This window comes from Geobacillus sp. TFV-3 (assembly GCF_009901865.1).
Classification (GTDB): domain Bacteria; phylum Bacillota; class Bacilli; order Bacillales; family Anoxybacillaceae; genus Geobacillus; species Geobacillus thermoleovorans_A.
The window spans coordinates 1,318,736-1,337,104 of sequence record NZ_MPSP01000001.1; the positions used below are offsets into that span (position 1 = coordinate 1,318,736).

Consider the following 18,369-nt stretch of genomic DNA (forward strand, 5'->3'; position numbering starts at 1 on the left):
CATTTCCTTCCCAGCCTCGCAGTCAAGTGCCCTTGGCGTTGATGGACCGATGCCCTTCCGAAAAGGGCGTTTTTTTTCAGCGACAAAGGCAAGGAGAAAACGAAGATAAAGGGTGGTAGCATGGCAAATCCAGTCGTGGCCATTGTCGGCCGTCCAAATGTAGGAAAATCGACGATTTTCAACCGCATTGTCGGGGAACGCATTTCCATCGTCGAAGACGTGCCTGGAGTGACGCGCGACCGCATTTACAGCCGGGCTGAATGGCTGAACCATTCGTTTTATTTGATCGATACCGGCGGCATTGACATTGGCGACGAGCCGCTGCTTGTGCAAATTCGCCAGCAGGCGGAAATCGCCATCGATGAGGCAGATGTCATCATCTTTATGACGAACGGCCGGGACGGTGTGACTGCGGCTGATGAAGAGGTGGCCAAGCTGCTCCGCCGGTCGAATAAGCCGGTTGTGCTCGCGGTGAACAAAATCGACAATCCGGAAATGCGTGATTTGATTTACGACTTTTACGCTCTCGGTTTTGGGGAGCCGTATCCGATTTCCGGAGCTCATGGGACAGGGCTTGGCGATTTGCTTGATGCTGTTGTCCGTCATTTTCCAAAGGGCGGTGGACAAGAGTATGAAGAAGACGTCATTAAGTTTTGCCTCATTGGCCGGCCGAATGTCGGCAAATCGTCGCTTGTCAACGCCATTTTAGGTGAGGAGCGGGTCATCGTCAGCGACATCGCCGGTACGACGAGGGACGCCGTCGACACCTCGTTTGTGCGCGAAGGGCAGAAATATGTTATCATTGATACGGCAGGGATGCGCAAGCGAGGAAAAATTTACGAAAGCACGGAAAAATATAGCGTCTTGCGCGCGTTAAGGGCCATTGAGCGCTCGGACGTCGTGCTTGTGGTGTTAAACGCGGAGGAAGGAATCATCGAGCAGGACAAAAAAATCGCCGGATACGCGCATGAAGCAGGTCGCGGTGTCATTCTTGTCGTCAATAAATGGGATGCGATCGAAAAGGACGACAAAACGATGGTCGAATTTGAGCGGAAGATTCGCGACCATTTTCCGTTTTTGGACTATGCGCCGATTTTGTTCGTATCGGCGAAAACGAAGCAGCGGCTGCATAAGCTCTTGCCGCTCGTCCGGCTTGTGAGCGACAATCATGCGATGCGCGTCCAGACCAATGCGCTCAATGAAGTCATCATGGATGCGGTGGCGATGAATCCGACGCCGACGCATAACGGACGGCGTCTCAAAGTTTATTACATGACGCAAGTTGCCGTCAAACCGCCGACGTTTGTCGCGTTTGTCAACGATCCGGAACTGATGCATTTTTCATATGAACGGTTTTTGGAAAACCGCATCCGCGATGCATTCGGCTTTGAAGGCACGCCGATTAAAATCATCGCCCGCCCGCGGAAATAAGAAAAGCGGAGGCGAGTGTTTCACCGCCGCGAAAGTCGGACGAACAGGAACGAAGAGGCGGCGTTGCGACAATCGGATAAAGGAAGTGGAAAACGATGGAGAACATCGCTGTATTGGGGGCTGGAAGCTGGGGAACGGCGCTGGCGCTTGTATTGGCTGACAATGGGCACTACGTCCGGCTCTGGGGTCATCGGACCGAGCAGATCAACGAAATCAACGAAAAGCGGACGAATGAAAAGTATTTGCCGGGCGTTCGCCTGCCGGACGCCATTATCGGTTATGACGACCTTTGCGCTGCGCTTGACGGCGTGGCGATCGTTGTGCTCGCCGTGCCGACTAAAGCGATCCGCTCGGTGCTTGCGGATGTGCGCGCCTGCTTGGCGGCGCCGGTCACCGTCGTCGCTGTCAGCAAAGGGATTGAACCGGGAACGCATAAGCGGGTGTCGGAAATGGTCGCCGAAGAAATGGGGGAATGGCTTGCAGATGTTGTTGTTCTCTCCGGGCCGAGCCATGCCGAGGAAGTCGTGCTCCGCCACCCGACGACCGTGGCGGTATCGTCGCCAAATATGGAAGCGGCGCGCCGCATTCAAGACATCTTTATGAACCATCACTATTTTCGCGTGTATACGAACCCGGATTTAATCGGCGTCGAAGTCGGCGGGGCGCTGAAAAATATCATCGCCTTGGCCGCCGGCATCAGCGATGGGCTCGGCTACGGGGATAACGCCAAAGCCGCTCTTATTACAAGGGGGCTCGCCGAGATCGCCCGCCTCGGTTGCGCCCTCGGCGCCAACCCGCTGACGTTTGCCGGTTTGACGGGAGTCGGCGATTTGATCGTCACGTGCACGAGCGTTCATTCCCGCAACTGGCGGGCCGGATACATGCTCGGTCAAGGAAAAAAGCTGGACGAGGTGCTCGAGAGCATGGGGATGGTCGTCGAAGGGGTTCGGACGACAAAAGCCGCCTATGAGCTGGCGAAAGAGCTTGGCGTGAAGATGCCGATCACTGAAGCTCTCTATGACGTATTGTTTGCGGGAAAAGATCCGAAAGAGGCGGTCGATTCGCTCATGGCGCGCGGAAAAAAAGAGGAAATGGATGACTTAAACAACATTTTTGCCGAACAAGAATGATGAAAATAGGCCAATGGCGGTACAAGTCGTCTTCGTTCTGCATACAATATGGCGAACCATCACCGGCTTGAGCTTCCGGAAGGGTATGAGGGGGATGCTGAAGTAAAGAAAGCCCCGCTTTACTTCAGCTTTTTTTTGCCAATGCTATAATTATAGTTGTCGAAAAAAGGAGGAGCGTCCATGTCACCGGCGTTAGCGAAAATGTGGATCGCCATCGCCTCAATGGTGTTTATGTTTATTTCTGTCGGCTTCATTTACTTAAGCCGCTACAAAGTCAAGATGAAATGGCTTCGCTTCCTGTTGGCGCTCGTCGCCTACATTCTTTTGCTTTTCGCCGGCATCATCATCATTTTCGTCGTATTCAGCGGACCGACACCGCAATAGACAAAAAGGTGGGAAAGATGAAACAAATCGCTCGCTTGTTGTTGTCATGTATATGTTTGGCGTTGCTTTCCGGCTGCTTGTATCCACAAGAGCGGCTGAAACAAAACCAAATTCCTTACAAAGACCAAGTGGCGGCCGTCCAATCGGCAGTGGAGGAGTACCGGAGGGCGACCGGCGGGCTTCTGCCGATTAAAACACGCGACATGAACACGCCGATGTATTTGAAGTATCCGGTTGATTTTCAAAAGCTCGTTCCCCGCTATATGCAGGAGCCGCCGGGAAACGCCTATGAAAGCGGGGGCGTCTTCCAGTATATGATCATCGATGCGGAAACGAACCCGACGGTCAAGCTGCTTGATCTGCGCTTAGCCGAACGCATCCGCGATCTGAAGCTGCGGCTCAGCATGTACACGGACAAGCATAAATATCCGCCGTTTCAGGACGTCGTGGCGCCGGGCGTATTTACGCTCGATTACAAAAAGCTCGGATATAAAGAGCCGCCTTATGTCGTCAGCCCGTTTTCCGGCAACAACTTGCCGTTTGTCATCGACGGGAATGGAGAAATTTACATTGACTACCGTTCTGATTTGTATGCGGCGTTGAAAAAATATCCGCACCAATACAAGCCGGGTGACGATATTCGCCCGATTTTGACCGACCATTCGCTCTTTGTGCCGGCGTATTCGCTGCCCTATACGATCGACGCCAAGACGAATGAACCGATTTTTTTCACAAAATGAGTCATCATCCCTTCTCTAGGAAAATACATTCTAGAGAAGGGATTTTTTCTATTTTAGTCATAACCGAATCGGACAACATCATATGCATATAGTGTCCGACTATGCTAGCTCATTCCACTGTTTCTTATAACGACCGAAGGACTGGAGGGGAGTCATTTGGAAAAGGTCGATATTTTTAAAGATATCGCCGAGCGGACCGGCGGGGACATTTATTTAGGGGTCGTCGGCGCCGTCCGCACCGGAAAATCGACGTTTATTAAACGGTTTATGGAGCTGGTCGTTATTCCGAACATTAAAAACGAAGCCGATAAAGCGCGCGCCCAAGATGAGCTGCCGCAAAGCGCCGCCGGCAAGACGATCATGACGACAGAACCGAAGTTCGTGCCAAACCAGGCGGTGACGGTGAAAGTTGATGAGGGGCTTGAAGTCAACATCCGTCTTGTCGACTGCGTCGGCTACGCCGTGCCCGGCGCAAAAGGATATGAAGACGAAAACGGGCCGCGGATGATCCACACGCCTTGGTATGAAGAGCCAATCCCGTTCCAAGAGGCGGCGGAAATCGGGACAAGAAAAGTCATCCAAGAACATTCGACGATTGGAGTCGTCATTACGACGGACGGCACGATCGGGGAAATTCCGCGCCAAGACTATGTCGAAGCGGAAGAACGGGTCATTAGCGAGCTCAAAGAAGTCGGCAAGCCGTTCATTATGATCGTCAATACCGTTCGGCCGCACCATTCGGAAACCGAGGCGCTTCGCCGCGAGCTCGCCGAAAAGTACGACATTCCGGTGCTCGCCATGAGCGTGGAAAGCATGCGCGAAGCCGACGTGTATAACGTGCTTCGCGAAGCATTATATGAATTCCCGGTGCTTGAAGTGAACGTCAACTTGCCGAGCTGGGTGATGGTGCTTCGCGAAGATCATTGGCTGCGCGAAAGCTACCAAGAAGCGGTGCGCGACACAGTCAAAGACATCAAACGGCTGCGCGATGTCGACCGGGTTGTGCAGCAGTTTGCCGAGTACGATTTCATCGAAAAAGCAGCGCTTGCCGGCATCGAAATGGGGCAAGGGATCGCCGAAATTGACTTGTATGCACCGGATGAGCTGTACGATCAAATTTTAAAAGAAATCGTCGGCGTCGAGATTCGCGGCAAAGACCATCTGCTTCAGCTCATGCAAGACTTCGCCCATGCGAAAGCGGAATATGACCAAATCGCCGACGCCCTGAAAATGGTCAAACAAACGGGCTACGGCATCGCTGCGCCCGCTTTGTCCGACATGAGTCTTGACGAACCGGAAATCATCCGCCAAGGATCGCGCTTTGGCGTCCGTTTGAAAGCCGTTGCGCCGTCGATTCATATGATCAAAGTCGACGTCGAATCGGAGTTTGCACCGATCATTGGCACGGAAAAGCAAAGCGAAGAGCTCGTCCGCTATTTAATGCAAGACTTCGAAGACGATCCACTGTCGATTTGGAACTCTGACATTTTCGGCCGCTCGCTCAGCTCCATCGTCCGTGAAGGCATCCAAGCGAAACTTGCGCTCATGCCGGAAAACGCCCGCTACAAGCTGAAAGAAACGCTTGAGCGCATCATCAACGAAGGCTCCGGCGGCCTCATTGCGATTATTTTATAGAAAAGCGGAGGTCGCGCGCCAAGCTCCCGAGACAAAATGTTCCCCGCCCGCAGAAGTGCTTGCACTTCGAGGGTGGGGTTATTTTGCAGAAGGGAGCTAGCAGCCGCAGCTAGACAGAAAGAAAAGCGGAGGCCGCTTGCCCATCGGCGATACGCGCTGCGAGGTCCGCGAGGAGGCTGTTGCCGCCGCAGAGGGACTCGCAGGGCCGCGAGCCAAGCTCCCGACAAGGGGGCTTTTTTTGATGCCATTTTTTCAGTTGCTAAGCAGCAAAGGGAAAAAATCGCCAAAACCCTTGAGAAATCAGGATTGGCACTTGATTATGAGCATGGCGTTATGGTAATCTTTTATCTGAAATCGTTGTTTTGGTGAAATATGCCTAAAATTGGCCGTTTTTGCGAAAAAAGATGTTGAATTTCCGCGGTCAATTGGTTAAGATTAGGCATGTCACCGCCTGTTGGCGGGAAGAAGGCGGTTTTCCTCGCCCTTTGCTTCGTTTGCGTCCGGTGAAAACAGGAGAAGCCCAAACCTGTTGGGAAGGGGCTTCAGCCGGCGGCATAGGCGCATCTCCTGCGGACTGTCGCGAGGCAAACATAGCGTGATTGGCTGCGTCGGCGCACGAGCCTTCTTGCCGCGGGGATTGGATGTCTATGTATAGAAAAGCAGAAAAGTGTGCACAAATGGTAGTAAGCAAGATCAGCCCCTTGGGAGGAGGTGAATGGCATGAACAAAACGGAATTGATCAACGCGGTCGCTGAAACAAGCGGTCTTTCCAAAAAAGATGCAACAAAAGCCGTTGATGCGGTGTTTGATTCGATTACAGAAGCGTTGCGAAAAGGCGATAAAGTGCAATTAATCGGTTTTGGAAACTTTGAAGTGCGCGAGCGCGCCGCTCGGAAAGGACGCAACCCGCAAACGGGCGAAGAAATGGAAATTCCGGCAAGCAAAGTTCCTGCATTCAAACCGGGCAAAGCATTGAAAGATGCCGTCAAGTAAGCCTACATAGCAGGAGCGCAGGAGGGAAGGGCAGGTGATCCACCGGCCCTTCTTTTTTGTTTTTTTTGGCTCCCTATGCTAGAATCGGATTACATGCAGCTTTTATGATGCAGGAGGATGTTGTTTGTATGCCAGAGATCAATTTTGCACAAATTGAATATGCGGTCCGCCTCATTCTCGAGGCCATCGGAGAAGATCCAAACCGCGAAGGGCTTATCGATACGCCGAAGAGGGTGGCGAAAATGTACGCCGAGGTGTTCGCTGGTCTGCAGGAAGACCCGAAGCAGCACTTTCAAACCGTATTCAGCGAGGAACATGAGGAGCTTGTGCTCGTCAAGGATATTCCGTTTTATTCGATGTGCGAACACCATTTAGTGCCGTTTTTTGGCGCTGCCCACGTCGCCTATATTCCTCGGGAAGGGAAAGTGACCGGGCTTAGCAAGCTCGCTCGAGCTGTTGAGGCGGTGGCGCGCCGTCCGCAGCTGCAAGAGCGCATCACGGCAACGATCGCTGATTCGATCGTCGAGGCGCTTGAGCCGCATGGGGTGATGGTCGTCGTTGAGGCGGAGCATATGTGCATGACGATGCGCGGAGTGAAAAAACCGGGAGCCAAAACAGTGACAACAGCGGTGCGCGGCGTGTTTGAAACAGATGCCAACGCCCGCGCTGAAGTGCTTTCGTTAATCAAAGCGTAAGGAGGGAAGAGGATGTACACCAACAGCGATTTTGTCGTCATTAAAGCGCTCGAAGACGGGGTGAACGTCATTGGGCTGACGCGCGGCGCGGACACAAGATTTCACCATTCGGAAAAGCTTGACAAAGGCGAAGTGTTGATCGCTCAGTTCACGGAACATACGTCGGCGATCAAAGTGAGAGGAAAAGCGTATATTCAAACGCGCCACGGTGTGGTTGAATCGGAAGGGAAAAAGTAAACCGGCAAATTTCTAGCAAACTAGAGCGTTTTCGACAAAATTATGTTATAATGAGTCCGTCATGGCGGTGCGGATATTTTTGGGGGCAAGGGTGAGAAGAGTGAATGACATCATGGTGAAATTGGCGTCATTGAAGGAACAAATCGAACGGCTGCTTGACCATCCGTATTTGCGCGAACATGTGCCGGCGCCGGCTGTTGATGAAGACCGGCTGCTGCTTTCGCTGTCGATGATGACGGATGCTCCGGCGGGGCTGAATGAGCCGGACCGGTGCATCATCGCCATGATGCTCATGCAAATCGCCCTTGATACCCATGATCAGGTGACAGACCGCGGCGGCGATTTGCGGACGCGGCAGCTTGTCGTTTTGGCCGGCGACTTGTACAGCGGGCTTTATTACGATTTGCTGGCGCGCTCGGGCGATGTTGCGCTCATCCGTTTGTTCGCTGAAGCGGTCCGTGAGATTAATGAGCAAAAAGTGCGGCTGTATGAACAAAAGGTGGAGCGGATCGAGACGCTGTTCGCCGCGGTCGGCATGATCGAGTCGGCGTTGCTTGCGAAGCTTGCCGAGCGCATCGGGGCGCCGCAATGGGGGAATTTGCCGGCCATTACTTGCTTTTGCGGCGCTTGCTGCTTGAGCAGGAAGCGTTCGTCCGCACTGGGTCATCGATGCTGTTTGAGCAAATGGCGCATATCGCCTTTCCATGGGCCAAAGGGCTGACGAAAGAACAAAAGCGGCATTTGCTTCGCCTTTGCGAGCGTTATATTGACCATTGCAAGGAAGCGCTGCTGGCGGCGAATTTGCCGATGAACGACCTGCTGCGGTGTCGCATGGCGGAACTTGTCGGTGGATTTCAAGCCATCGTCAAAAAGTCGGTGGAAGAAGGGTAGAACGATGCATCAATCGAAAGAAGAGCGGGTCCATCGCGTATTTGAAAAAATTTCTGCACATTATGACCGGATGAATTCAGTCATCAGCTTCCGCCGCCATTTGAAGTGGCGCGAAGACGTCATGCGGAGGATGAATGTGCAAAAAGGGAAAAGGGCGCTCGACGTTTGCTGCGGAACGGCCGACTGGGCGATCGCGCTGGCTGAGGCGGTCGGGCCGGAGGGGGAAGTGTACGGCCTTGACTTCAGCGAAAACATGCTGAAAGTCGGCGAACAAAAGGTGAAGGCGCGCGGCCTTGGCAATGTCAAGCTCATTCACGGCAACGCCATGCAGCTGCCGTTTCCCGACAATTCGTTCGATTATGTGACGATCGGCTTCGGCTTGCGCAACGTTCCTGATTATATGACGGTGCTTAAGGAAATGCACCGCGTCACCAAGCCGGGCGGCATGACCGTCTGTCTGGAAACGTCGCAGCCGACGTTGTTTGGCTTCCGCCAGCTTTACTATTTTTATTTTCGGTTTATTATGCCGCTGTTTGGCAAGCTGTTGGCGAAAAGCTATGAGGAATACTCGTGGCTGCAGGAATCGGCGCGCGAATTTCCAGGGCGGGACGAGCTGGCCGAGATGTTCCGCGAAGCCGGTTTCGTCGATGTCGAGGTCAAACCGTACACGTTCGGCGTAGCGGCCATGCATTTAGGCTATAAACGATGAGTCAAGGTGAACACCATGAAGTTAAAGGCGATGTATTCGTTTTTAAGCGATGATTTGGCGGCGGTCGAAGAGGAGCTGGAGCGGACGGTCCGATCCGAATACGGGCCGCTCGGGGAAGCGGCGCTCCATTTATTGCAAGCGGGCGGAAAGCGCATCCGTCCCGTTTTTGTCTTGCTGTCCGCTCGCTTTGGCCATTATGATTTCGAACGGATTAAACATGTAGCCGTAGCGCTCGAACTCATCCATATGGCATCGCTCGTTCACGATGATGTCATCGATGACGCCGACGTGCGGCGCGGGCGGCCGACGATCAAGGCGAGATGGAGCAACCGCTTTGCCATGTATACAGGCGATTACCTCTTCGCCCGTTCGCTTGAGCGGATGGCGGAGCTTGAGAGCCCCCGCGCTCATCAAGTGTTGGCAAAAACGATTGTTGAAGTGTGCCGCGGGGAAATCGAGCAAATCAAGGATAAATACCGATTTGATCAGCCGCTTCGCACGTACTTGCGGCGCATCCGCCGGAAAACGGCGCTATTGATCGCCGCCAGCTGCCAGCTTGGCGCCTTTGCCGCCGGCGCGCCGGAAGCCGTGGCCAATCGGTTGTATTGGTTCGGCCATTACGTCGGCATGTCGTTTCAAATTACCGATGACATTCTCGATTTCACCAGCACAGAAGAGCAGCTCGGCAAACCAGCTGGAAGCGATTTGCAGCAAGGAAACGTCACCCTGCCCGTGCTGTATGCCCTTTGTGATGAACAGGTGCGGGCAAATATTACGGCTGTCAACGCGGACACGGATGCCGAGGAGATGGCGGCGGTGCTAGCGGCCATCAAACAGACGGACGCCATCGAACGATCGTATGCGCTAAGCGATCGCTATTTGGAAAAGGCGCTCGGCCTGCTCAACGAGCTGCCGGCCAATGAAGCGCGCACGCTGCTTCATGATCTCGCCCTCTACATTGGGAAAAGGGATTATTAGCGCTTTCAAGGACGCTGTTGCCAACGGCGGAAAACAATGATACTATGATGGGTGGGAATCCGTTTCCCAGTACATACGACAGTAGAGGTGGAGAGCGAATGGCAGAACGGACATTCATCATGGTGAAACCAGACGGGGTTCAGCGCAATTTGATCGGCGAGATTGTCGCCCGTTTTGAAAAAAAAGGCTTCCAGCTTGTCGGCGCGAAGCTGATGCAAGTGTCGCGCGAACTTGCCGAGCAACATTACGCTGAACATAAAGAGCGCCCGTTTTTCGGCGAGCTTGTCGACTTTATCACCTCGGGGCCAGTGTTTGCCATGGTGTGGGAGGGCGAGAACGTGATCGCCGCCGCTCGGCAAATGATGGGGAAAACGAATCCGCAGGAGGCTGCCCCTGGCACGATCCGCGGCGATTTCGGCTTGACGGTCGGCAAAAACGTCATCCACGGCTCCGACTCGCCGCAAAGCGCCGAACGCGAAATCAACTTGTTCTTTAAAGAAGAAGAGCTCGTCAGCTACTCGAAACAGATCAATGCATGGCTGTACTGACGTGAAGACCGGCCGCCTTCGGCCGGTTTTTGCCGTTTTTGTACATTGACAAGGGAGAGGAATAAGCGACGATGGACGATTATGCGCAGTTCATTGCCAAAGTGAAGCGAAAAACAGGCATTGACTTATCGCTATATAAGGAAGCCCAGATGAGGCGGCGTTTGGCGTCGTTGTACATGAAAAAAGGGCTAAAGAGCTTTGCCGAGCTGTTTGCGGCGATGGAGAAAGAGCCGGCGCTATGGCATGAATGCTTGGATCGGATGACGATCAACGTCTCGGAGTTTTACCGGAACGCCAAGCGTTGGGAGGTGCTTGAGCACACCATTTTGCCGCGGCTTTTGTCGGAAAACCCGCGCCCGAACGTGTGGAGTGCCGCCTGCTCAACCGGCGAGGAGCCGTATACGCTCGCGATGGTGCTCGCCAAACGATTGCCGCTTCACCGCGTGTCGGTGTTGGCGACCGACATTGACGATCATGCGCTCGCCCGCGCGCGCCTCGGCTTGTACAGCGAACGGTCGCTTGTAGAGCTGCCCGAGGAAATGAGAAAAAAGTTTTTTACGAAAGAAGGCGAGTATTATAAAATAGACGAAAAGATTAAACAAACGGTCAAGTTTCAAAAGCACAACTTGCTCGCGGATCCGTTTCCGCGCAACATGGATTTGATCGTCTGCCGCAACGTGCTCATTTATTTTACGGAAGAGGCGAAGCGGATGCTGTATCGCAAATTTCACGACGCGCTCCGGACGGGAGGCGTGCTGTTTGTCGGCAGCACCGAGCAGATTTTCAATCCCGACCTGTACGGTTTTGAAGTCGAAGAGACGTTTTTTTACCGAAAAAAATAGCTCACGCCCGCTTCTTTTTTTCCTGAAACTATTTTCATTTTTCGAATTTATGATATATTTTTACTTAAACGCGTTAAAGACCTGAAGGGAGAGACAAACATGCGGTATTTGACGGCAGGGGAATCGCATGGACCGCAATTGACGGCCATTTTGGAAGGAGTGCCGGCCGGGCTCGCGCTGTGCGCCGAGCACATCAATAAAGAGCTGGCGCGCCGGCAAAAAGGATACGGACGCGGCCGCCGCATGCAGATTGAAAAAGACGAAGTGAAAATCACAGGCGGCGTCAGGCACGGGAAGACGCTCGGCTCGCCGATCGCGCTCGTTGTCGAGAATCGCGATTTTAAACATTGGCAAACGATTATGGCGGTTGAGCCGATTGATGACGAAGCGGAAGTGAAGCGGAAAGTGACGCGTCCGCGCCCAGGGCATGCCGATTTAAACGGCGCCCTGAAATACGGCCATCGCGATATGCGCAACGTGCTGGAGCGCTCGTCGGCGCGTGAAACGACGGTGCGCGTGGCGGTTGGAGCGGTGGCAAAACGCATTTTGGAGGAGGTCGGCATCCGCGTCGCCGGGCATGTCATCGAAATCGGCGGCGTGCGCGCAAAGAGACTCGATTATCGTTCGCTTGAAGAATTGCAGGCCGTGACGGAAGAATCACCGGTGCGTTGCTTTGATTCGGAGGCGGGGCAAAAAATGATGGAAGCGATCGATTGGGCGAAGAAAAACGGTGATTCGATCGGCGGCATCGTTGAAGTGATCGTTGAAGGTGTTCCCGCCGGAGTGGGCAGCTACGTCCATTACGATCGAAAGCTTGATGCGAAAATCGCGGCCGCGATCGTCAGCATCAACGCGTTTAAAGGCGTCGAATTCGGGATCGGCTTTGAGGCGGCGCGCCGCCCGGGAAGCGAAGTGCACGATGAAATCATTTGGAGCCCAGAACAAGGCTTTTCACGTCGGACGAACCGGGCGGGCGGCTTTGAAGGCGGGGTGACGACCGGGATGCCGATCGTCGTGCGCGGAGTGATGAAGCCGATCCCGACGCTGTACAAGCCGCTTCAAAGCGTGGATATCGAGACGAAAGAGCCGTTTGCGGCAAGCATTGAGCGATCGGACAGCTGCGCCGTGCCGGCGGCGAGCGTTGTCGCTGAGGCCGTTGTCGCCTGGGAAGTGGCGGCGGCGATCGTTGAGCAGTTTGGGCAGGATCGGATGGACTTGATTAAGGAAAATGTGGAACGCGCCCGCCGCTATGCAAAGGAGTTTTGACGATGATCGAACGGACGATTGAAACGGCGACGAAGCGCTATCCGCTTCTTTTGGGTGATGGGGCGGCCCGCGCGCTGCCAAGCTTGCTTCGGTCGCTCTCTTGTCCGCCAGGGACAAAACTTTTCATCGTTACCGATGATACTGTGGCGCCTCTTTATTTGGATGAGGTGCGGGCGTTGCTTGCCGCCGCTGAGTATGACGTGTACGCCTACGTCATTCCAAGCGGGGAGGCGGCCAAGTCATTTCATCATTATTACGCTTGCCAGACAGCGGCATTGCAGTGCGGCCTCGACCGCCGCTCGGTTATCATTGCGCTTGGCGGCGGCGTTGTCGGCGATTTGGCTGGGTTTGTCGCCGCCACCTATATGCGCGGCATCCGTTACATTCAAATGCCGACGACACTCTTGGCCCATGACAGCGCCGTCGGCGGCAAAGTCGCCATCAACCATCCGCTCGGCAAAAATATGATCGGCGCCTTCCACCAGCCGGAAGCAGTTGTGTATGACACCTCCTTTTTGCGCACGTTGCCCGAGCGCGAGCTTCGATCCGGGTTTGCTGAGGTGATCAAACATGCCCTGATCCGTGATCGCCTCTTTTATGACTGGTTGCGTGCGGAAATCAAGACGCTCGCGGACTTGCGCGGCGAGAAACTCGCCTATTGCATTGAAAAGGGCATTGACATTAAGGCGTCCGTCGTGCGTGAGGATGAAAAAGAAACCGGGGTGCGCGCCCATTTGAATTTCGGCCATACGCTCGGCCATGCGCTGGAAAGCGAGTTAGGCTACGGCGCGCTCACTCACGGGGAGGCGGTTGCGGTTGGCATGCTGTTTGCGGTCTTTGTCAGCGAACGGTTTTACGGCCGGTCGTTCGCTGAGCATCGATTGGCCGACTGGTTCGCCGGATACGGCTTCCCGGTGTCGCTGCCGACAACGGTTCAGACGCGCCGCCTGCTTGAGAAGATGAAAGGCGACAAAAAAGCGTACGCCGGAACAGTGCGGATGGTGCTTCTCTGTGAGATCGGCGACGTGGAAGTGGTGGAACTCGAAGACGACAACCTGCTCACGTGGTTGGATGAGTTTTCCAGACAGGGGGAGAAAGGATGATTCGCGGCATTCGCGGAGCGATTACGGTGGATCGAAATGACGCCGAGGAAATCGTGGCGGCAACTGAAACGTTGCTTCGTGAAATGATCCGCGCAAACGATGTCGCCGCTGCCGATGTGTCGTTTGTGCTCATTTCCGTCACCGACGACATCACCGCCGCGTTTCCGGCGCAGGCGCTGCGCCGTTTGGACGGCTGGACATATGTGCCGGTCATGTGCACGCGGGAAATTCCGGTGCCCGGTTCATTGCCGCGCTGCATTCGCGTCATGATGGCGGTGGCGACGGAGAAACAGCAAGAAGAGATCTGCCACGTGTATTTAAAAGGGGCGGTCGTGTTGCGCCCGGATTTGTCGTTGACAAAAAAAACAGAAATGTAATATAGTGAAAATAACTTCTTTGCCCCCTGAGACAGCGGGGGCGTGAGAAGTGGAGCGAGAGCGGAGAGCGAGCGCAGGGTAGATGAGAATGAGCGAGTTTAGCTGAGGTGAGCGTTTTTTCCTTCGCCGACATCTGCCCAAAGACGGTCGTCTTTGGGCGTTTTATTTTCCCTCTCTTTTTTCGCCTCATAAACCCTCATTCTCCGCCCGCTGATCATGGAGGGAGGAGAAGTGATGTCTGCTGATAGGCTGGCCGCTTTTTTGGCGGAAGCGAACGAATTTCGCACCATCCCGATTGTGCGCAAATTTGTAGCCGATGTCATTGAGCCGCTCGGCGTGTTTGCCAATTTGCACGAGGAAGCCGTGTTTTTGCTTGAAAGCAAGGATGACGAATCGCCGTGGGCGCGCTATTCGTTCATCGGTGTGGCGCCGTTTTTGATGCTGGAGAGCGAAACGGGTGAAACGTTTTCGGTGAAAGACGAAAACGGGAACGAACAAATCACCGCGCCGACGCTGAAAGAAGCGTTTCAATGGGTCGAGCAGACGCTTGCCGTCAAGCCGCTTGCCGAGACGGTGCCGTTTACAGGCGGTGCAGTTGGGTTTTTAGGCTATGATTTCATTTCCACCATCGAAAAAGTGCCGCGCCACAAAAACCGCGATGTGCCTATGAAGACGGCCTATTTCGTGTTTTGTGAATCGCTGTTTGCATTTGACCACCAAAAGCGTGAGCTGCTCATCATTCACTATATTCGGTTGAGCGGCCATGAAACGGAGGAAGAGAAAATCGAAGCGTACCGCGCGGCCGAACGGCGCATGGCCGATCTCGCGTCGAAAGCGGCCCGCTCTCAAGCCGAGCAGCCGCTGTTGCCGGCGGAAAACGAATCGGGGTGGACCGCCTCGTTTGCCAAAGCGGTGTCCAACTATGACAAAAAACAGTTTTTGCGCGATGTGGAGGCCGTGAAACGGTACATCGCGGCCGGCGATGTGTTTCAAGCGGTTCTGTCGCAGCGCTTCTGCGTGCCGGTTCAAGCCGGAGGCTTTGCCATTTATCGGTTGCTCCGATACATCAACCCGTCGCCGTACATGTTTTATTTCCAGCTTGACGGTATAGAAATTGTTGGCAGTTCGCCGGAAAAACTGATTCAAGTGCACCGTCGGCGCGTTGAAATCGACCCGATTGCCGGCACACGGCGGCGCGGCCGATCGCCGGAGGAAGACGAGAGGCTGGCTGATGAGCTGTACCACGATCCGAAAGAACGGGCTGAGCATTATATGCTTGTCGATTTGGCGCGCAACGACATCGGTCGGGTCGCCAAGCACGGAACGGTCGAGGTGCCGGTGTTGCTTCAAATCGGCAAGTTTTCACACGTGATGCACTTAATTTCCAAAGTCATCGGTGAACTGGACGACAACGTCCACCCGATCGATGCACTACTTGCCGCCTTTCCGGCTGGAACGGTGAGCGGGGCGCCGAAAGTGCGAGCGATGCAAATTTTGCAGGAACTCGAGCCGACAGCGAGGGGGCTGTATGCCGGAGCGATTGCCTATATCGGGTTTGACGGCAACATCGATTCGTGCATCGCCATCCGGACAGCGGTCGTGAAAGACGGCTATGCCTATGTGCAAGCCGGCGCCGGCATTGTCGCCGACTCCGTTCCGGAACTGGAGTGGAAAGAGACGCGCAATAAGGCGAGCGCCTTGATGAAGGCGATTGAACAAGCGGAACGACTATTTGCTAAAGGGGAGAGGGTCGTATGTTGAAGCAGCTGCTTTCGAAATGTGCGGAAGGGAAAGCATTGACGGAAGACGAAGCGTATGCGGCGATGAATATCATCATGTCCGGCGAGGCGACGGACAGTCAAATCGCAAGTCTGTTGTCCATGCTCCGCCTGCGCGGAGAGACGGTCGATGAGCTCGTCGGATTTGTACGGGCGATGCGCGACCGGATGACTGCCGTGGAGACTAGCGATGATGTCATCGATACGTGTGGCACGGGCGGCGATGGGGCGGCGACATTCAACGTTTCTACCGCCGCGTCGATCGTCATTTCATCGCTCGGCGTCAAAGTCGCCAAGCACGGCAACCGCGCTGTTTCGTCAAAAAGCGGCAGCGCCGATGTGCTCGAGCGGCTCGGCATTGACATTCAAACGTCGCCGTCGGCCGCCAAACAGGCGTTGGAAACGAAAGGACTGGCCTTTTTGTTCGCCCCGCTCTATCATGCGGCGATGAAATACGCTGCCGGGCCGCGGAAGGAAATCGGTTTCCGCACCGTTTTCAACTTGATCGGCCCGCTCGCCAATCCGGCGCGCTGCAAGCGGCAAGTCGTCGGCGTCTATTCGACCCGCTACGCTGAGAAATTGGCGGAGGCGATGCGCCGCCTCGGTTCGGAACATGTGTTGTTTGTCACCGGGCGCGATGGGCTTGATGAATGCAGCATCGCTGCAGAAACGGATGTCGTGGAGTTGAAAGACGGTGCGATCCGCCGCTTTGTCATCGCACCAGAAGACGCCGGCTTGCCGCGCGGCGAACTTGCCGATGTGCAAGTGCGCGATCCGGAAGAGAGCGCCGCGCTTCTTGAGGCGGTGATGGCGGGAACAGCTCCGGAGAGCGCCATCAATATCGTTGCGCTGAACGCCGGCGCCGCCCTGTATGCCGCCGGCAAAGCTGAAACGATTGCCGAAGGAGTGGCGATGGCGAAAGAGGCCATTTTGTCCAAAACCGCATATGAACAACTGCAACGCCTGCGGGCGAAGGAAGTGGTTCATGATGCTTGAGCAAATTTTAGCAGCCAAACGGGAAGAAGTGGAAACGTTGACGCTGCCGGAGCCATTGCTAGAGAGAAAGCGCCGGCCATTTGCGGAGGCGCTCCGTCGGCCGCGGCGGATGCTTGGCTTGATCGCTGAGGTGAAAAAAGCGTCGCCGTCAAAAGGCGTCATTCGCCCGGATTTTGATCCGGTGGCCATCGCGAAAGCATACGAGCGCGCCGGTGCCGACGCGATCAGCGTGCTGACGGATGAACGATATTTCCAAGGGCATCGCCGCTATTTGCGAGCGGTGAAAGAAGCGGTTAACGTTCCCGTGCTGCGCAAAGATTTCATCATCGATCGGCGGCAAGTCGAGGAAAGCGCCCGACTCGGGGCGGATGCGATTTTATTGATCGGCGAGGCGCTCCCGCCGGAAACACTCGAGGAGCTCTATCATGAAGCGTACAGCTTGGGGCTCGAATGTCTGGTCGAGGTGCATGCGAAAGAGACGCTCGAGCGGATTTTCGAACGGTTTACGCCGGAGATCGTCGGCATCAACAACCGCGACTTGCATACCTTTGTGACAACACTTGAGGCGACCAAAACGATCGCTTCGCTCATCCCGCCATCGTGTGTCATCGTCAGCGAAAGCGGGATCGGTTCCTTCGATGATGTGAAGACGGTCAAATCGCACGGAGCGCAGGCCATGCTCGTCGGCGAGTCGCTCATGCGCCAAGATGATGTGGAGCGGGCGGTCTACCGGCTGTTTGGGGAGGAAGATGGGGATGATTCGAATTAAATATTGCGGAAACCGTTCGGCTGAAGACGTGCAGGCCGCTATCGCGAGCGGGGCTGATTACCTCGGCTTTATTTTCGCCGAAAGCAAGCGGAACGTCTCTCCGAGTGAAGTGCAGCAATGGCTCGCGCCCCATAAGCTTGGCGCAAAGCAGGTTGTCGGCGTCTTTGTCAACGCCCCCGTTAGGCGGATCGCCGCTGTCGCCGACCAGCTGCCGCTTCATGTCATCCAATGCCACGGCCGTGAAACGCCGGCGGAGCTGGCGGCGGTGAAAGAGGCCGTGCCGCTTTCCGTTTGGAAGGCGATCCACCATGGTGATGGTGCGCTTGCGGCGATGAAGCAGTACGTTGGCATTGCCGATGGCTACGTCGTTGACAGCCGCGCCGCCGGTGCTTGGGGGGGACGGGCGTTGCTTTTGATTGGGAGGCGGTGCCGCACTATTTGGAAGAGGCGGCCCGCCAAGGCGTGCCGTGCTTCATCGCTGGTGGCATCACTCCGGACAATATCGAGCGGCTGCTTGTCTACCGCCCGGATGGCATCGATATCAGCAGCGGCATTGAAACGGACGGACGCAAAGATCCAGCGAAGATGAAACAAATTGAAGAAAAAATAAAACATCACGGGTGTTGATGATCCGTTATGTACGAAAAAACACAGAATGATGCGGCTAAACATAAGCTTTTCTGCCTCTTCCCTCGAACAAGAACGCCGGCGGGCAAATGACATTTGCCCGCAAAGCGTTCATTGTTCGAGGAGGGCATGCGGCAGCATGCCCGGTCGGCAAGCGAACCGCTTGCCGACTACGGCAGAAAAGCTCGGACTAGAGCCTTCTCAATAGACTTTTTATTGGTTAATCAACACGCCGGATGA

The 18,369-nt window shown here is 54.9% G+C and carries 18 protein-coding genes and 2 pseudogenes; all 20 read left to right on the top strand.

From position 1 onward, the window contains the following. Nucleotides 1-120 precede the first annotated feature (120 nt). The 20 genes and pseudogenes from der to BJQ97_RS06820 all read left to right on the top strand — a co-directional run bounded on the left by der (nt 121) and on the right by BJQ97_RS06820 (nt 18,129). Nucleotides 121-1,431: a ribosome biogenesis GTPase Der gene (gene der, locus BJQ97_RS06725; protein ID WP_160155994.1), complete on the top strand. Its 1,311-nt coding sequence runs from the start codon at nt 121-123 to the stop codon at nt 1,429-1,431. Nucleotides 1,432-1,526: 95 nt separating this feature from the next. Next, on the top strand, nt 1,527-2,561 hold the full coding sequence (locus BJQ97_RS06730) for an NAD(P)H-dependent glycerol-3-phosphate dehydrogenase (protein ID WP_160155995.1): 1,035 nt from the start codon (nt 1,527-1,529) through the stop codon (nt 2,559-2,561). 180 nt (nt 2,562-2,741) lie between these two features. Next, entirely contained in the window at nt 2,742-2,945 is a 204-nt protein-coding gene (locus BJQ97_RS06735) for a DUF2768 domain-containing protein (protein ID WP_160155996.1), read from the top strand. Nucleotides 2,946-2,962: 17 nt separating this feature from the next. Next, entirely contained in the window at nt 2,963-3,685 is a 723-nt protein-coding gene (locus BJQ97_RS06740) for a hypothetical protein (protein WP_160155997.1), read from the top strand. Nucleotides 3,686-3,841: 156 nt separating this feature from the next. Then, nucleotides 3,842-5,320 carry a stage IV sporulation protein A gene (gene spoIVA / locus BJQ97_RS06745; protein WP_160155998.1) on the top strand — a complete coding sequence of 493 codons (1,479 nt, stop codon included), beginning with the start codon at nt 3,842-3,844 and terminating at the stop codon, nt 5,318-5,320. A 720-nt stretch (nt 5,321-6,040) separates the two neighbouring features. After that, nucleotides 6,041-6,313, top strand: a complete 273-nt coding sequence (locus tag BJQ97_RS06750; RefSeq protein ID WP_008879623.1) for an HU family DNA-binding protein — start codon at nt 6,041-6,043, stop codon at nt 6,311-6,313. Between the two features lie 128 nt (nt 6,314-6,441). Beyond that, entirely contained in the window at nt 6,442-7,008 is a 567-nt protein-coding gene (gene folE / locus BJQ97_RS06755) for a GTP cyclohydrolase I FolE (protein ID WP_160155999.1), read from the top strand. A gap of 12 nt (nt 7,009-7,020) precedes the next feature. Beyond that, complete coding sequence (gene mtrB / locus BJQ97_RS06760; protein WP_011231698.1) at nt 7,021-7,245, top strand: trp RNA-binding attenuation protein MtrB; 225 nt, start codon at nt 7,021-7,023, stop codon at nt 7,243-7,245. A 61-nt stretch (nt 7,246-7,306) separates the two neighbouring features. Beyond that, nucleotides 7,307-8,136, top strand: a pseudogene (locus BJQ97_RS06765) (heptaprenyl diphosphate synthase component 1). 4 nt (nt 8,137-8,140) lie between these two features. After that, nucleotides 8,141-8,845: a demethylmenaquinone methyltransferase gene (gene menG / locus BJQ97_RS06770; protein ID WP_011231696.1), complete on the top strand. Its 705-nt coding sequence runs from the start codon at nt 8,141-8,143 to the stop codon at nt 8,843-8,845. Nucleotides 8,846-8,860: 15 nt separating this feature from the next. Next, a complete protein-coding gene (hepT, locus tag BJQ97_RS06775) occupies nt 8,861-9,823 on the top strand; it encodes a heptaprenyl diphosphate synthase component II (protein ID WP_160156000.1) in 963 nt (320 codons plus the stop codon). 98 nt (nt 9,824-9,921) lie between these two features. After that, on the top strand, nt 9,922-10,371 hold the full coding sequence (ndk, locus tag BJQ97_RS06780) for a nucleoside-diphosphate kinase (RefSeq protein WP_044731008.1): 450 nt from the start codon (nt 9,922-9,924) through the stop codon (nt 10,369-10,371). Nucleotides 10,372-10,442: 71 nt separating this feature from the next. After that, on the top strand, nt 10,443-11,213 hold the full coding sequence (locus BJQ97_RS06785) for a CheR family methyltransferase (protein ID WP_160156001.1): 771 nt from the start codon (nt 10,443-10,445) through the stop codon (nt 11,211-11,213). Nucleotides 11,214-11,312: 99 nt separating this feature from the next. Beyond that, nucleotides 11,313-12,479 (top strand): chorismate synthase, encoded by a 1,167-nt coding sequence (gene aroC, locus BJQ97_RS06790; RefSeq protein ID WP_160156002.1) that lies wholly within the window; start codon nt 11,313-11,315, stop codon nt 12,477-12,479. A 2-nt stretch (nt 12,480-12,481) separates the two neighbouring features. Then, nucleotides 12,482-13,582, top strand: a complete 1,101-nt coding sequence (gene aroB, locus BJQ97_RS06795; RefSeq protein ID WP_160156003.1) for a 3-dehydroquinate synthase — start codon at nt 12,482-12,484, stop codon at nt 13,580-13,582. Next, complete coding sequence (gene aroH / locus BJQ97_RS06800; protein ID WP_160156004.1) at nt 13,579-13,959, top strand: chorismate mutase; 381 nt, start codon at nt 13,579-13,581, stop codon at nt 13,957-13,959. The genes aroB and aroH overlap by 4 nt, the downstream gene beginning before the upstream one ends. A 234-nt stretch (nt 13,960-14,193) precedes the next feature. Next, nucleotides 14,194-15,720, top strand: a complete 1,527-nt coding sequence (gene trpE, locus BJQ97_RS06805) for an anthranilate synthase component I (protein ID WP_160156005.1) — start codon at nt 14,194-14,196, stop codon at nt 15,718-15,720. Continuing rightward, nucleotides 15,714-16,733, top strand: a complete 1,020-nt coding sequence (trpD, locus tag BJQ97_RS06810; RefSeq protein WP_160156006.1) for an anthranilate phosphoribosyltransferase — start codon at nt 15,714-15,716, stop codon at nt 16,731-16,733. The genes trpE and trpD overlap by 7 nt, the downstream gene beginning before the upstream one ends. Beyond that, nucleotides 16,726-17,502: an indole-3-glycerol phosphate synthase TrpC gene (trpC, locus tag BJQ97_RS06815; RefSeq protein WP_160157557.1), complete on the top strand. Its 777-nt coding sequence runs from the start codon at nt 16,726-16,728 to the stop codon at nt 17,500-17,502. The genes trpD and trpC overlap by 8 nt, the downstream gene beginning before the upstream one ends. Beyond that, a pseudogene (locus tag BJQ97_RS06820) lies at nt 17,489-18,129 on the top strand (phosphoribosylanthranilate isomerase). The gene trpC and the pseudogene BJQ97_RS06820 overlap by 14 nt, the downstream one beginning before the upstream one ends. Nucleotides 18,130-18,369: the final 240 nt, after the last annotated feature.